The 14,057-nt window shown below is 65.2% G+C and carries 11 protein-coding genes; 4 read left to right on the plus strand and 7 right to left on the minus strand.

The features are described 5' to 3' along the window. The first annotated feature begins 132 nt into the window (after window positions 1–132). The 4 genes from EJ069_RS02545 to otsB all read left to right on the plus strand — a co-directional run bounded on the left by EJ069_RS02545 (window position 133) and on the right by otsB (window position 6,225). Window positions 133–1,191, plus strand: a complete 1,059-nt coding sequence (locus EJ069_RS02545; RefSeq protein ID WP_126059932.1) for a glycosyltransferase family 4 protein — start codon at window positions 133–135, stop codon at window positions 1,189–1,191. A 150-nt stretch (window positions 1,192–1,341) separates the two neighbouring features. Then, window positions 1,342–3,504 (plus strand): amylo-alpha-1,6-glucosidase, encoded by a 2,163-nt coding sequence (locus tag EJ069_RS02550; protein ID WP_126059933.1) that lies wholly within the window; start codon window positions 1,342–1,344, stop codon window positions 3,502–3,504. A gap of 148 nt (window positions 3,505–3,652) precedes the next feature. After that, window positions 3,653–5,446 carry a trehalose-6-phosphate synthase gene (locus EJ069_RS02555; RefSeq protein WP_126059934.1) on the plus strand — a complete coding sequence of 598 codons (1,794 nt, stop codon included), beginning with the start codon at window positions 3,653–3,655 and terminating at the stop codon, window positions 5,444–5,446. Further along, a complete protein-coding gene (gene otsB / locus EJ069_RS02560; RefSeq protein ID WP_126059935.1) occupies window positions 5,443–6,225 on the plus strand; it encodes a trehalose-phosphatase in 783 nt (260 codons plus the stop codon). The genes EJ069_RS02555 and otsB overlap by 4 nt, the downstream gene beginning before the upstream one ends. 20 nt (window positions 6,226–6,245) lie before the next feature. Here otsB and EJ069_RS02565 read toward each other — a convergent pair whose 3' ends face one another. From EJ069_RS02565 to EJ069_RS02595, 7 genes are all read right to left on the minus strand, one after another. Then, window positions 6,246–6,989: an ATP-binding cassette domain-containing protein gene (locus EJ069_RS02565; RefSeq protein ID WP_126059936.1), complete on the minus strand. Its 744-nt coding sequence runs from the start codon at window positions 6,987–6,989 to the stop codon at window positions 6,246–6,248. Between the two features lie 9 nt (window positions 6,990–6,998). Beyond that, window positions 6,999–8,198, minus strand: a complete 1,200-nt coding sequence (locus EJ069_RS02570) for an alanine racemase (protein WP_126059937.1) — start codon at window positions 8,196–8,198, stop codon at window positions 6,999–7,001. A gap of 13 nt (window positions 8,199–8,211) precedes the next feature. Next, entirely contained in the window at window positions 8,212–9,183 is a 972-nt protein-coding gene (locus EJ069_RS02575; RefSeq protein WP_126059938.1) for an ABC transporter permease, read from the minus strand. A gap of 43 nt (window positions 9,184–9,226) precedes the next feature. Next, a complete protein-coding gene (locus tag EJ069_RS02580; RefSeq protein WP_126059939.1) occupies window positions 9,227–10,288 on the minus strand; it encodes a substrate-binding domain-containing protein in 1,062 nt (353 codons plus the stop codon). Window positions 10,289–10,351: 63 nt separating this feature from the next. Continuing rightward, window positions 10,352–11,410 (minus strand): substrate-binding domain-containing protein, encoded by a 1,059-nt coding sequence (locus EJ069_RS02585; RefSeq protein WP_126059940.1) that lies wholly within the window; start codon window positions 11,408–11,410, stop codon window positions 10,352–10,354. A gap of 35 nt (window positions 11,411–11,445) precedes the next feature. Beyond that, window positions 11,446–12,699 carry a M20/M25/M40 family metallo-hydrolase gene (locus EJ069_RS02590; protein WP_126059941.1) on the minus strand — a complete coding sequence of 418 codons (1,254 nt, stop codon included), beginning with the start codon at window positions 12,697–12,699 and terminating at the stop codon, window positions 11,446–11,448. Continuing rightward, complete coding sequence (locus EJ069_RS02595; RefSeq protein WP_126059942.1) at window positions 12,696–13,910, minus strand: ROK family transcriptional regulator; 1,215 nt, start codon at window positions 13,908–13,910, stop codon at window positions 12,696–12,698. Before EJ069_RS02595 ends, EJ069_RS02590 begins: the two co-directional genes overlap by 4 nt. Between the last annotated feature and the right edge of the window lie 147 nt (window positions 13,911–14,057).

Consider the following 14,057-nt stretch of genomic DNA (forward strand, 5'->3'; position numbering starts at 1 on the left):
TGTGGCTTCTGGCGCGGAGACCTGGGCAAATCGCGGCGCGGCAAATCGGCGGCCAACGGCACCTCGATCGATTGGGCAGGAACGATCTGGCGGCTGACGCATTTTGCTTCGCGTCAACAGCCGAGGGACCCGATGCGCATTGCCCATGTCGCGCCGCTCTATGAATCGGTGCCGCCGAAACTCTATGGCGGGACCGAGCGGATCGTCTTCTACATCACCGAAGCGCTGGTCGAGCTCGGCCACGATGTCACGCTGTTCGCGAGCGGCGACAGCAAGACCTCGGCGCGGCTGGTATCCGCACGCGACCAGGCGATACGTCTCGATCCGCGGCCGAAGAAATCGGAGATCGCCGCGCATCTGGCGATGCTTGCCGAGGTGCGCGACCGCGCCCGCGAGTTCGACGTCATCCATTTCCATCTCAGCCACTTCCTGCATTTTCCGTTCTTCGAAGAACTCGCGGGGCGGACGGTGACGACGCCGCATGGCCGGCTCGACTATGTCGACCTGGCGCCGGCCTACAAGCGCTTCCCGCGTTTCCCGATGATCTCGATTTCGCACAGTCAAAAGCGCGGCCTGCCCGACGCGAACTGGCTCGCTACGATCCATCACGGACTGCCGCTAGACGCCTACCAACCGACCTATGAGCCGCAGGCGGAAGAACCATATCTCGCCTTCCTCGGACGCCTGTCGCGCGACAAGCGGCCGGACCGCGCCATCGAGATCGCGCGACGGTGCGGGTTGAGGTTGAAGCTGGCGGCCAAGATCGGCGACGACGACCGCGCCTACTTCCGCGACAATATCGAGGCGCTCATCGATGGCGATCGCATCGACTATGTCGGCGAGATCACCGAGGACGAGAAGGCCGAATTTCTCGGCAACGCGGCGGGCCTGCTGTTTCCCATCGACTGGCCGGAGCCGTTCGGCCTCGTCGCGATCGAGGCAATGGCCTGCGGCACGCCGGTGATCGCCTGGAACCAAGGCGCCTTGCCGGAAATCGTCGACGACGGCATCACCGGCTTCGTCGTGGACAGCGTCGACGCCGCGGTCGCGTCAATGCCCGCGCTTCTCCATCTCGACCGGCGGCAGGTGAGGGCGGTGTTCGAGAAAAGGTTCTCGGCGGCAAGAATGGCAAGCGACTATCTTGCTGCCTATATGCGTCTGACCGGCATGCCGGAGGCCAAGGCCTCCTGACTTGATGCGTGGGGCCCGGATGATTTCAGGTCTGTTCGACCTGATCTCAATCCGGCTGTAAATCAGAGAGATAGAGCATAATGTCGTCCGAAAGGCGCTTCACACTTTTCGGCATCATGCTCTAGGGCCGGGCAAACGAAGAGGTGACGAATGACGGAACTCGACGAGCGCAAGCTCGATCCTGCCGTAGCCCTTTCTTCACTCGACGAGACCGCGCCGCGCGAACCGCACCGGCTTTTCGCCCTCAAGCAGGGGGATTGCTTCGCGGTCGCCGACGCCTATGGCGACATCAGAGGGGCGGGCGACGGGTTCTTCCGCGACGACACGCGCGTGCTCTCGGAATTTCGGCTGACCATCGGCGGCAGGCAGATGTCGCTGCTCGGCGCCTCGCTCAGCCAGGACAATGTGCTGTTCACGTCCAACCTGACCAACCTGCCGATCCAGAGCGCCGTTGGCCGCGACATCCCGCAAGGCGCGATCCATATCGAACGGGTCAGGCTGATCTGGCAGGACCGGCTGTTCGAGCGCATCACGCTGTCAAACTACAGCCGCGAGCATTCGACCATCACCGTCTCGCTGCATTTTGCCGCCGACTTCCGCGACATGTTCGAGGTGCGCGGCTCGACGCGGGTGAAGCGCGGCACGACACATGTCGCCAAGACCGAAAAGGAGTCCGTCATGCTCGGCTATGATGGCCTCGACGGGCTCCCACGGCTGTCAGCGATCTGCTTTTCGCAGGCCCCCGACAAATTGAGCGACAACCGCGCCGACTTCCTGATCGCGGTGACCAAGCGCAGCCAGAAAGTGCTTTATGTCGAAGTCGGACCGGAAGTTTCCGAGGCTCCCAGTCGCGACCGTTTCCGCGCCGCGGCGGCACGGGCCCGCTTCGGCATGCGTGCCAAGCGGCGTCATGGCGCTACGGTGCACAGTTCGGGTCGCGTCTTCAACGACTGGGTCGAGCGTGCCCGCGCCGACGTGGCGCTGCTCACCACCGAGCTTCCGACCGGGCCCTATCCCTATGCCGGCATCCCCTGGTTCTCGACGGCGTTCGGCCGCGACGGGGTGATCTCGAGCCTGCAGATGCTCTGGCTCAATCCCGGGCTGGCGCGCGGCGTGCTGGCTTTTCTGGCCGAGCACCAGGCGACCGAAACGTCGCCCTTTTCGGATTCCCAACCCGGCAAGATCATGCATGAGACGCGCAAGGGTGAGATGGCGGCGCTGCGCGAGCTTCCCTTCGGGCGCTACTATGGCGGCGTCGACACCACGCCGCTTTATATCCATCTGGCTTCCGCCTATGCCGATCGCACCGGCGACATGGCCTTCATCGATAAATTGTGGCCTTCGCTCAAGGCCGCCGCCGAATGGACGGAGGAGGCAAGCCGCGCCACCGGTTTCGTCACCTATCAGCGCGCCGCCGAGTCCGGTCTCGCCAACCAGGGCTGGAAGGACAGCTTCGATTCGGTGTTCCATGCCGACGGCCGCATTCCAAAAGGGCCGATCGCGCTCGTCGAGGTGCAGGGCTACGTCTTCGCCGCCTTTCGGGGTATGGCGGCGCTCGCACGCCGCCGCGGCGAATTCGCCGACGCCGAGCACTGGGAGAACCGCGCCGAGGAAATGCGGGTCGCCGTGGAACGCGACTTCTGGCTCGACGACATGAATTTCTACGCCCTGGCCATCGATGGCGAGGGCGAGCCCTGCAAGGTCCGAACGTCGAACGCCGGGCACCTGCTGTTCGTCGGACTGCCGCAGCCCGAGCGGGCCAGGCTGGTCGCCGACCAGCTGCTATCGGCCTCCTTCCATTCCGGCTGGGGGCTGAGGACGCTTGCCGACGACGCGGTGTTCTTCAACCCGATGTCCTACCACAACGGGTCGATCTGGCCGCACGATACGGCGCTCTGCGGCGTCGGCCTGGCGCGCTACGGCGAACGCGACAGCGTGGTGCGGCTGATGAGCGGCACGTTCGAGTCGGCCGTGCATTTCAACATGCGGCTGCCGGAACTGTTCTGCGGCTTCGCCCGGGCTCCGGGCGAGGCGCCCATCGCCTATCCCGTGGCTTGCCTGCCGCAGGCCTGGTCGGCCGGTTCCACCTTCATGCTGATGCAGGCATGCCTCGGGCTGGAGATCGATGGCTGGAAGGGCGAATTGCATGTCACGCGTCCGAGGCTGCCGATCGGCATCGATACGCTCATGATCAGGCACTTGGCGGTCGGCGACAAAGCGATCGATCTCACCTTCCAACGGGTCGGCGACCGCGTTGCCGCCTTCCTGTCGGACCGACATGAAGGCCAGGTTCCGCTCATCGTGCGAACGTAAACAAAGCGTCACAACCCCGCGTCCAACAATCGAAAAATGTCGGAACTGATCGTTGGTTCGCGCGTTGCAGACCTAAGCCGGTCTGCCCGTCCGCGGCCGGCAAGAACGAAAACAATGAACGGACGGCCGGAGGCAACCTGGCATTTCAATGACACAATACGGCGCCGACCTGCTACTGGTCCTTATTCTCGCAAGCCTCGGACTGTCCGCATTAGCGATTATCATTTCGATATCCCGACACCGTCGCAACAACCCGATGGCGTCGGCCGTGCCGGGTTCCGGCGACGACTCCGCCACCGAAGCCGCGCGCAAGGTGCTGCGCGAATTCGAGAAGAACGGGCAGTCGGTCGATGCGGCTCTGGTCTCATGGTCGCCCGACACCCTGCGCAAGATCCTTGCCGACGAATTGCCGGAAGCGCAGGTGATCGTCGTCTCCAATCGCGAACCGTATATCCACAACGAGACCAGAGACGGCGGCGTCGAGCTCGTTGTCCCAGCAAGCGGTCTGGTCTCGGCGCTGGAGCCGATCACGCGCGCCTGCGCCGGCACCTGGATCGCCTATGGCGGCGGCAGCGCAGACCGCCGGATGGTCGACAAGGGCGACCGGGTTCAGGTCCCGCCCGGTAATCCGTCCTATACGCTGCGGCGGGTATGGCTGAGTGACGACGAATATCAGGGCTACTATCTCGGCTTCGCCAATGAAGGCCTGTGGCCGCTCTGCCATATCGCCTTCACGCGGCCGATTTTTCGCGAGTCGGACTGGGAGGCCTATGAAGCCGTCAACCGCAAATTCGCAGACACGGTGGTTGCCGAGGCGCGCAACGAGCGGCCGATCGTGCTCGTCCAGGACTATCACTTCGCGCTTTTGCCCCGCATGATCCGCGAGCGGCTGCCGGAGGCGATCGTCATCACCTTCTGGCACATTCCCTGGCCGAACTCGGAGGTGTTCAGCATCTGTCCCTGGCGCGAACGCATCCTGGACGGCCTGCTCGGCAGTTCGATCGTGGGTTTCCACACCCAGTTCCATGCCAACAATTTCACCGAGAGCGTCGACCGCTTCATGGAAAGCCGCATCGAGCGAGCCGATGCCGCCATTTCCTATGGCGGCCAGGTGACGCTGGTGCATTCCTATCCGATTTCGATCGAATGGCCGGTCGAGCTCCTTAAAGCCCTGCCCAGCGTCGAGGAATGCCGGGCGCGCGTCCGCAAGCGGTTCAGAATTCCAGCTGGCGCCAAGCTGTGCGTCGGCGTCGAGCGTCTCGACTACACCAAGGGTATTCTCGATCGCTTCCATGCGCTGGAGGAGCTGTTTATTCGCCATCCCGAGATGGTAGGCAATGTCGTTTTCCTGCAGATCGCGGCGCCGAGCCGCGGCACGCTGCCGGCCTACAAGCATCTGCATGAGGAATGCCTGCGCTACGCGGAGGAGATCAATCAGCGCTACGGCAGCGAATCCTACCGGCCGGTCGTCATGGTGGCCGAGCACCATTCGCAAGCGGCGGTCTATGAACTCTATCGCGCGGCCGACATCTGCCTGGTCACCAGCCTGCATGACGGCATGAACCTCGTCGCCAAGGAGTTCGTCGCGTCGCGCGACGACGAGCAGGGCGTGCTTTTGCTCAGCACCTTCGCCGGCGCCTCGCGCGAGCTTCTGGAGGCGCTGATCGTCAATCCTTACGACGCGGCGATGATGAGCGAGGCGATGCTGCAGGCGCTGACCATGGGACCGGACGAGCAGCACGAGCGCATGCGGCGCATGCGCGACATCGTGCGCGACAACAATGTCTATCGCTGGGCCGGCAGCATGCTGCTCGACGCGGCGCGGCTGAGGAAGCGCGGCGACCTGGATCGGGTCACCGCCTTATACGAGCGGCCGGCAAGCCCCACCGGCGACAATGTCGTTTCAATGTTCGAACGCAAACAGGCAGTGGGATTTAGATGAACATTCAGGCAGACCTTACCCCGCCGCTTCCCGCGGGACGGTGGGCGCTTTTCCTCGACATCGACGGCACCTTGCTGGAGCACGCGGCGCATCCCGACGCCGTCTCGGTCAGCGAGGAGTTGCGCGTTCTTCTGCAGACCATCGAGCGGCGTCTGGACGGCGCGCTCGCCTTCATCACCGGGCGCTCCATCGCAGCCGTGGACCATCTGTTCGATCCGTTGAAGCTCAGGATCGCCGGCCTCTATGGGCTGGAACACAGACTAGCGCCGGACGGACCGATCGAAGCCGCCGACGAGCCGGCGGATATGGCGGCGCTTGCCGACGAGATTGAACTCGAGCTGGCAAGCCAGGCCGTCTATGTCGAGCGCAAGGGGCCGGTGCTCGCGATCCACACCAGGGCCGCGCCGCAGCTTCTGGCGCGGGCGACGGAGCTGGTCGAGGCTGCGCTTGAGCGCCTGCCGAAGGGCTACCGCGTGATCGCCGGCAATGCCGGCGTCGAGCTGATGCCGCTCGAAGCCGCCAAGGGCGCCGCGATCCGGCGCTTCATGCAGCTCGATCCTTTCGCCGGCAGGCGCCCGGTGTTCCTTGGCGACGATACGTCCGACGAGAATGGCTTCGAGACAGTCAATGCCGCCGGCGGAATCTCGATCCGCGTCAAACCGCAGGGCGAGACGGCTGCCCGCTTCGCCATCGAGGATGTCGCCAGCGCGATTGCTTGGCTGAAGGCCAATTTCGTAGAACCTGCCGCGCAAACGTCCAGCCGCAATCTCGTTGCCTAAACCGGCCAGATACTCCGCGCCTACTGCTGCTGCAGGCCCGTGATCATGGCGATGATCTCGTTCTTGTCGGTCTTCTTCGTCTCGCGCACGCCGATCTGTTTGCCGCGCCTCAGGACGCAGATGCGGTCCGACAGCTTGAACACCTGATCGAGGCTGTGGCTGATGATCAGGATGCCGACATTGCGCTGCTTGAGCGACTGAACGATCGCCTCCACCCTGGCGGTCTCGGCGACGCCGAGCGCGGCCGTCGGCTCGTCGAGCAGGATCAGCTTGCTCGCCCAGTGCGTCGCCCTGGCGATCGCGACGCCCTGGCGCTGACCGCCGGAGAGGTCGCGGATGGTGGCGTGCGCGGACGGAATGCGCACGTCGAGCTCCTTCACCAGCTTTTCCGTCTCGTCGATCATGCGGCGGCGGTCGAGCAGGCCGAAGCGGTTCAGCGGCTCGCGGCCGAGGAACATGTTCATATAGACCGTCTGCTGGTCGGCCAAAGCGAGATCTTGGTAGACGACTTCGATGCCATGCGCGCGCCCCATCGTCGCGTTCGACATCGTCACCGGCTTGCCCTCGATCGTGATCGTGCCGGAGGAGGGCGGGTGCACGCCGGAGATGATCTTGACCAGCGTCGACTTGCCGGCGCCGTTGTCGCCGACAAGCGCGACGATCTCGCCAGGAAAGACCTCGAGCGAGAAGTTCTCGATCGCGGTCAGGCCGCCGAAATGCTTGCGGATGTCCTGAAGCTGAAGGATGGGGGCGCTCGCATTCATGGTTTTCTCCTAGACGGGCCAGGCATAGGGCTCGCCAAAACCGTTCTCGATCGTTTCGACCACAGGCTTGCCCTTCGAGATGCCTGAGACGCCGACGACATAGGCGCGGGTGACGAAGGTCTGGCCGCGGAAGCCGAAGACGGCGCTGTCGCCGGGCCTCGGCGCATTTGCGCCGGCGGCGTCGATCATGGCGTAGTAGTCGATCGCCGATGGCGGCGGCACTTCGACGCTTCTGAGCGCCGACGCGGCGGTGGTCGGCTCGGCCGAGACGATCGCCTTGACGTCATAGTCGGGAAAGATCGGGTCGATGTAGAAGCCGCCGCCGAAGCAGTAGGCCTTGCCGCCCGACAGATGCGACACTTCGGTGAGGTAGAGCACGGCAGGCAGTTCCGGCAGGTCTTCCATGACATGCAGCGCCGTGGTGCCGTGCAGGCCGTTGCCGGGCTCGCACTGCGTGGCGCCGGCTTCCGCCAGCGCGGCCAGCATGACGCTCGACGTGGTGCCCGGCGCGTTGATTTCGATGTCCCTGCGCCCTGCCTTGGCCAGCGCCTCGGCAGCCTTGCTCAGGGTCACCAGATTGGGCGTCGGCAGCACTTTTCGCGCGGCGTGGTCGAAGAGCAGGGCAGGGAAGGTGGTAATGCCGGCGAAGCGGCCGCCCGGGACGGCATCGAGCCGGTCGGCGACGGCGACGACATCGCCGGCGTCGAAGCCGCCTTCATGGCCGCGGTAGAAAATGTCGCCTTCGGCCGCGATGCGGGCGAGCAGATCCTGGACATAGCCGGCGGTCTTGGCGCCCCTGCCTGCCTCCTCGGCCTTGGTGCCGTTGAAGACGGTCCAATAGTCCGGCTTGAAGGTCCTTGCCGCCGCGTCCGCCTCGAATTTCGCGATCTGCTGCAGATGGCCGAGATGGCCGAGCTTCATGCCGGCCTTATGCGTGGCGCGCGCGCAGGCCATGTCGACCGCGACAGCGCGTTCGATGCCGCCGCGCATCACCGCCTTGCAGAAGGAGCTCGAGCGGCCGACCTGCTTGGTCATGGCGAAGATCTTCAGACCGAGCCGATCGGCTTCCTGCTTGAGGACCTTTGCATTGCGCTCGACCGTGTCGAGATCGAGCACATAGGCGTTGGCCGGCAGCTTGCCCTGCTGGTGAAGGCCGATCGCCGCTTCGATGAAGGCGGGGTTGCGGCGGCGCAGAACGTCAAGAAACATGGAAAAGGTTCCTTCAGCGGGATTTGTCGCGCAGCGACACGGCGACGGCGGTGAGGATGATCAGGCCGCGCACGATCATCTGGTCCGAGACCGAGAGGCCCATCAGGATAAGGCCGTTGTTCAGCATGCCCATCATCAGCGAGCCGACGAGGGCGCCGACGATCGAGCCCTTGCCGCCATTGAGCAGCGTGCCGCCGACGATGACGGCGGCGATCACCGTCATCAGATCGGTCTCGCCGAGCGTGTATTTCGCCGCCTGCAGGCGGCCGGCGTAAAGCAATCCGGCAAGCCCCGCGAGGCCGCCGCTTATGGTGAGCACGGCGAGCCTGATCTTCGGCACGCTGATGCCCGAAACGCTTGCAGCGCGGGCATTGTCGCCGGTCGCCAGCACATGCGCGCCGAAACGCGTCTCGCGGTAGACGAGGTGGCCGATCGCGATGGCGATCACCGTCCACCAGATCAGCGAGGGCACGCCGAGCAGCGAGCCCGAGCCGAAGAAGCCGGTGAAGGCCTCGTTGGTGACCGAGATCGAACGCAGATCGGTCATAGAGCGCGAGACGCCGGCGAACAGGCCCATCGTCGCCAGCGTCACCAGGAAGGACGGCAGCCTGACATAGGCGACCAGCGCGCCGTTGATGAGGCCGACCAGGATACCGGCGCCCAGGCCGGCGACGATGCCTGCCGCCATCCCATAGGAGGCGATGGTGACGGCGGCGGCGAGCGCCGATACCGCCACGATCGAGCCGATCGAAAGATCGATCTCGCCGGCCGACATGACGAAGACGAGGCCGATCGCCATGATCGTCACCGGCGCCGTCTGCAGCACGATGTTGGAGAGGTTGCGGACGGTGAGGAAGCCGCTGTCCCTCAGCATGAAGGCGAAGAACAGGAAGATCGCCAGGAAGCCGAGATAGACGACATATTGCTGCAGATTGAAGCGGCTGGCGAGGCTGCCCATCTCGGTGCCAGTGTTGGCGCTGGTCATGTTCGATCTCCGATGTTGCGTGCTTCGCAGCCTGCCATGCCGTCTATTTCATGGCGTCCGCGATGGTCGCGGGCACGTCCTTGTTGAGCGATTTCTTCCAGCCGTCCTTCACCGTGTCCTTGGTGACGGCGATGGAATCGACCGCGTAGAAAGGCTCGGCCTTCAGGCCGACCAGCGAGCCGGCAGAGGCTCGCGCCAGCGTCACGCCGATCGAATAGGCCTCGTCGGCGACAAGGGCTGCGATGTTACCGCCTTTGACCATGTCGAGCGCGGCCGGTTCGTTGAGGTCGAGCGTGACGATCTTGGTGTGCGTGTTGCCGGCGGCGCGAAGGGCGGAGAGGACGCTCAGCGCCGGTTCGGCCCAGGTGACATAGATGCCGTCGAGGTCGGGATGCTGGGTGATCATCGCCTGCGCGATGTCCTCTGAGCGCGCCGGGTCGGCCATACCGGCCTCGGCGGCGATCTTCATGTCGGGATAGTCCTGCTCGATGGTCTTCTTGAAGGCGCCGTCGCGCTGGTTGGTGACGTAGAAATCGGCGTCGTGGAAGATGTAGCCGACCTTGCCCTTCTTGCCGAGCGCCTCAGCCATGGCGATGCCGGCCTTGTTGCCCATCTGGAAGAGATCGTCGGAGACGATGGTGACGTAATCCGCGCCCTGCTTGTAGCCGGCCGGGCAATTGTCGACGAAGCCGAGCTTCACCCCGGCCTGGCGGGCTGGATCGTAGACGGAGGCCGCGGTCGCCGGGTCGACCGGCAGCGACAGGATGATCGACGGCTTCTTGGCCATCACCGTCTCGACATCGGCCTTCTGGCGGGCGGCGTCGAAGCCGGCATCGGTCTGCGCCGCCACCTCGATACCGAGACGCTTGAACTCGTCATGCGCCCCGGCGTTGACCGCGTTGGTGTACTCGCTCATCTCGTGCCAGACGAGGGCCGCGGTAAACTTGCCGGCCTTGATCTGCTGCTCCTGCGCCGCCGTCAGCGTCAGCGAGGCCGCCGCAACCGGCTTCTCGCCGTTCGGCCCGGTGGTGACGCCTTCGGCGGCGAAGGCATGGGCGGCGCACAGGCCCGCCAATACAGTGATGATACCAAATGCTTTGCGCATATCCGTTCCCCTTCTTGTTCAGGAAGACAACTCCGGCCCGGCAGGCCGAACCGGAGCGTCGGCTCACTTCGCCGCGTCGAGCACCGACTGCGGCGCGTCGCGGTTGAGCGAGTCCTTCCAGCCCTGGGAGACGTTCTCCTTGGTCACGGTGAGCGCCGGCGCGACGACGAAGGCGGGCGTCTGCTGGGCAAGCAGCGACTTCATGCCGGAGGCGGCCATGGCGCGGCCGAGCTCATAGGCCTTGTCGGCGACGAGCGCGGCAACATTGCCGCCCTTGACCATGTCGAGCGCGACCGGCTCGGCAAGATCGAGCGTGACGATCTTGGTGTGGGTGTTGCCGGCGCCGCGCAGCGCCGAAAGCACGCCGTCGGCCGGCTCGGCCCAGGTCACGTAGATGCCGTCGAGATCGGGATGCTGCAGCAGCATGGCATTCGCCAGTTCCTCGGCCCGGGCCGGGTCGGAGATGCCCTGTTCGGCGACGATCTTGATGTCGGGATAGTCCTTCTCGATGGTTTTCTTGAAGGACTGGTCGCGCTGGTTGGTGACGTAATAGTTGGCATCGTGGAAGATGTAGCCGACCTTGCCCTTGCCACCGATGGCCTTGGCCATGGCGTCGGCCGCCTGCTTGCCCATCTGGTAGAGGTCGTCGGTGACGATCGAGGCATAGTCGGTGCCTTGCTTGTAGTCCTTGGGCAGGTTCGACAGGAACACCAGCTTGACGCCGTCCTTGACCGCCTGCCGGAAGGCTTCGGCGGAGGTGACCGGGTCGAGCGGCAGCGCCAGGATGACATTCGGCTTGGCGGCCAAAGCGGTCTCGATGTCGCTGCGCTGGCGGGCGGCGTCGAACTGCGCGTCGGTCTTGACCGCGATCGAGATGCCGGCGCGGGCGAACTCGTCGGTGGCGCCGGCGGTCACAGCATTGGTGAAGTCGGAAGAGGTGTGCCACAGAAGGGCAGCCTTGTAGCCCTTGTCCTTCAGCGCCGCGATGTCGGCGTCGCTCAGCGTCAGGCTGGAACTCGGGGTGGCGGTCTCGCCCTGCGGACCGACCGTCTGCGCGTGAGCCGCGCCGGCGGCGAGCATCAATCCGCCGGCCAAGGCGGCAATCCATTTCTTCATCAGCATGTTTTCAGTCTCCCATTCTCTGCTTCGTTGGTCGTTCAATCGGCCACGCCGCAATAGCGGGCCATGAAGGCTGCGAAGCCGACGATGCCGGCGAGGTATTCCTCGACATCGACGTGCTCTCCGAAAGTGTGGCAATTGCGGATGTCGCCCGGCGCGCAATAGACGGCAGGAATGCCCAACCGGTTGACGAAGAAGGACGATTCCGACCAGAAGGGCGCACCCTCGATCACGCCGCGGCCGCCCATGGCGCCTGCCATCGATTGCGAAAGCATGGCGACTTCGGCGCGGGCCTCGTCGATCTCGGCGGCGGTGCCGCCCAGCCTGTGATCGCGTCCGGCCGGATAGGCGAACTCCACGGCGATCTCGGGATCAGTGATGGCGCCGCGCACCGCGGCCTCGATCTCGGCGGCGGCCGTGTCGAGGGATTCGCCCGGCAGGAGCTTGCGGATCAGCGACAGCGTGCATCGCTCGGGCACGGCGATATAGCCGCCGCCGGTGAGGCCGGTGATCAGCAGGAAGCCGCGCCCGGTGAGCTTGTGCTCGGCCCGGGCGGCCACCTGATCCGAGTGCTCCCACAGCGCCGTCATGGCGGCATGGGCGGCGCGCAACGCATCCTTGCCGAGCTCGGGCACGCCAAAATAGGCCGATTTGCCGGTGATCGTGATGTCGGTGATGAAGAAGCCGATCTGCGCGGCGTAGACGGCAAGCTGCGTCGGCTCGACATAGACGGTAAAGTCGGGCGCAGTAACTTCACCCGCCTCGATGCGGCCGACGAAATGCTTGATGCCGGCGGAGACGCCAGTGCCGGGCTGGCCGCTCTCCTCGTCGCCGACGAAAGCGAAGGCCACATCGCCCTTGAGGCGGATGCCGGCCTTGTCGAGCAGCGAGAGCGCCGCCAGCGAAGCGGTGATGCCGGCCTTGAGGTCGCCGGAGCCGCGGCCCCACACAGCCCCATCGATGACGGGCGCGCCGAACGGGTCCTCGCGCTCGGTGCCGGACCAATGCTCGCGCCAGCCGTCGACATGAACGGTATCGGTGTGGCCGATGAAGAGCAGGCGCTTGCCATTGCCGGCGCCCTTTCGTTCGCCCCAGATGTTCGGCCTGCCCGGCAGGAAATCCGCCCGGCTCAAGCCGTTCAGCCCCAGCTCGCGCATTTTCGCCTCAAGGAAGCCGACGAAATTCGCCTCGTTACCGGTGATGCTTTCGCAGCCGATCGCGCCCCTGAACAGCGCCAGGGCCTGGTCGGGATCGAGAGCGGCTCGCAGCCTGGTCACGATATCTGCGGTCACAGCACGACCTCCTTCAAGGCAGCCGCCTGGGCGGTGGGAAGGGAAATGCGGCCGTCCGGCGCGTCGACGCCGAACAGCGTGTTGTGCAGCTGGCCGAGACCGATGGCGGCCGCGCCGATCAGCGCGGCGCGCGCGCCCAACTCGCCGGCCTCGACGGTGACGGGATAGGGGAAGCACAGCGGCATCAGGTCCTTGACGCGCGAGAGGATCTCCGGCCTGAGGCCGATCGAACCTCCCAGTATGACCTTCTCGGGATTGGCGACGGCGGCGATCGCCGCAATGCCTTGCGCCAGATACCGCGCCGTCTCGTCGAGCACGGCAAGCGCTGCCTTGTTGCCTGCAGCCGCATTCTCGAAGATCGCCGGAACCGTGACCTGGGCGCCGGTCAGGGACCTGTAGCGTTCGGTCATCGCGTGCGTCGCCACCGCTCGCTCGAAAGCGCCGGTGCGCAGCGATTCAGCCGCGAACGGATCGGCGCCGATCGGCATGAAGCCGATCTCGCCCGCGGCATGGGTGGCGCCGCGCACCAGATGCCCGCCCAGCATCAGGCCGCTGCCGACGCCGGTGCCAAGCGCGATATAAGCGAGATTGTCGATGCCCTGGCCCTGGCCAAGCCAATTCTCGCCGAGCACGGCGAGATTGACGTCGTTTTCGATCATCACCGCGACGCCGAGCACCTTTTCGAAGGCGTCGAGGACATTCATGGCGTCGAAGCCGGCAATGTTGGGCGCAAGCAGGATGCGCCCGGTCGCTGGGTCGGGCGCGCCCGGAGCGCCGATGACGGCAAGGCGGATCTTCTTGCGCGGAATGCGCTCGCGGGCGGCGGCCTGAAAGGCAAGCGCCGCGATCTGGTCGATGACGAACTGACCGCCGCGCGGATCGGTCGGCGTCGCCGCCTCGGCGAAGATCTGGCAGGCGAGGTCGGTCAGCGCCACCCGCACCTTGGTGCCGCCCAGGTCGACGGCGATGATGTAGGCGGCGTCGTGGACGAGCTCGTAGGTGACGGCGGTGCGGCCGACATGGCCGCTGGTGCGGCCGGTCTCCTGCACCCAGCCTTCCTGCTCGAGCCCGCGCACGATCTCGGAGATCGTCTGCTTCGACAGGCCGGTGAGCTTCGAGATCGAGGCCCGCGAGATCGGCCCGCCCTGGACAATCGCCTCCATGACGGAGCGCTGGGAGAACTGGCGGGAAATACGCGGCAGGTCGCTCACATACGCCTCGATTAATTCGTTCTGTCACCGAACTTATTGGTGAAATGATGCCTTGTCAACGATCACGTCGGATTGTCGGAGACCGCAATCGAAAGAGGGGTGATTTACTGGGGCGCCAGCTGCCGCACCGACCCGGCAACCGCGGCG

Source organism: Mesorhizobium sp. M2A.F.Ca.ET.043.05.1.1 (genome assembly GCF_003952445.1).
In the GTDB taxonomy this organism is placed as follows: Bacteria; Pseudomonadota; Alphaproteobacteria; order Rhizobiales; family Rhizobiaceae; genus Mesorhizobium.

Coding starts and splice junctions, on each gene's coding strand:
- EJ069_RS02550 (WP_126059933.1), top strand. CDS start 1,342: ATGACGGAACTCGACGAGCGCAAGCTCGATCCTGCCGTAGCCCTTTCT.
- otsB (WP_126059935.1), top strand. CDS start 5,443: ATGAACATTCAGGCAGACCTTACCCCGCCGCTTCCCGCGGGACGGTGG.
- EJ069_RS02585 (WP_126059940.1), bottom strand. CDS start 11,410: ATGCTGATGAAGAAATGGATTGCCGCCTTGGCCGGCGGATTGATGCTC.
- EJ069_RS02580 (WP_126059939.1), bottom strand. CDS start 10,288: ATGCGCAAAGCATTTGGTATCATCACTGTATTGGCGGGCCTGTGCGCC.
- EJ069_RS02555 (WP_126059934.1), top strand. CDS start 3,653: ATGACACAATACGGCGCCGACCTGCTACTGGTCCTTATTCTCGCAAGC.
- EJ069_RS02565 (WP_126059936.1), bottom strand. CDS start 6,989: ATGAATGCGAGCGCCCCCATCCTTCAGCTTCAGGACATCCGCAAGCAT.
- EJ069_RS02570 (WP_126059937.1), bottom strand. CDS start 8,198: ATGTTTCTTGACGTTCTGCGCCGCCGCAACCCCGCCTTCATCGAAGCG.
- EJ069_RS02545 (WP_126059932.1), top strand. CDS start 133: ATGCGCATTGCCCATGTCGCGCCGCTCTATGAATCGGTGCCGCCGAAA.
- EJ069_RS02575 (WP_126059938.1), bottom strand. CDS start 9,183: ATGACCAGCGCCAACACTGGCACCGAGATGGGCAGCCTCGCCAGCCGC.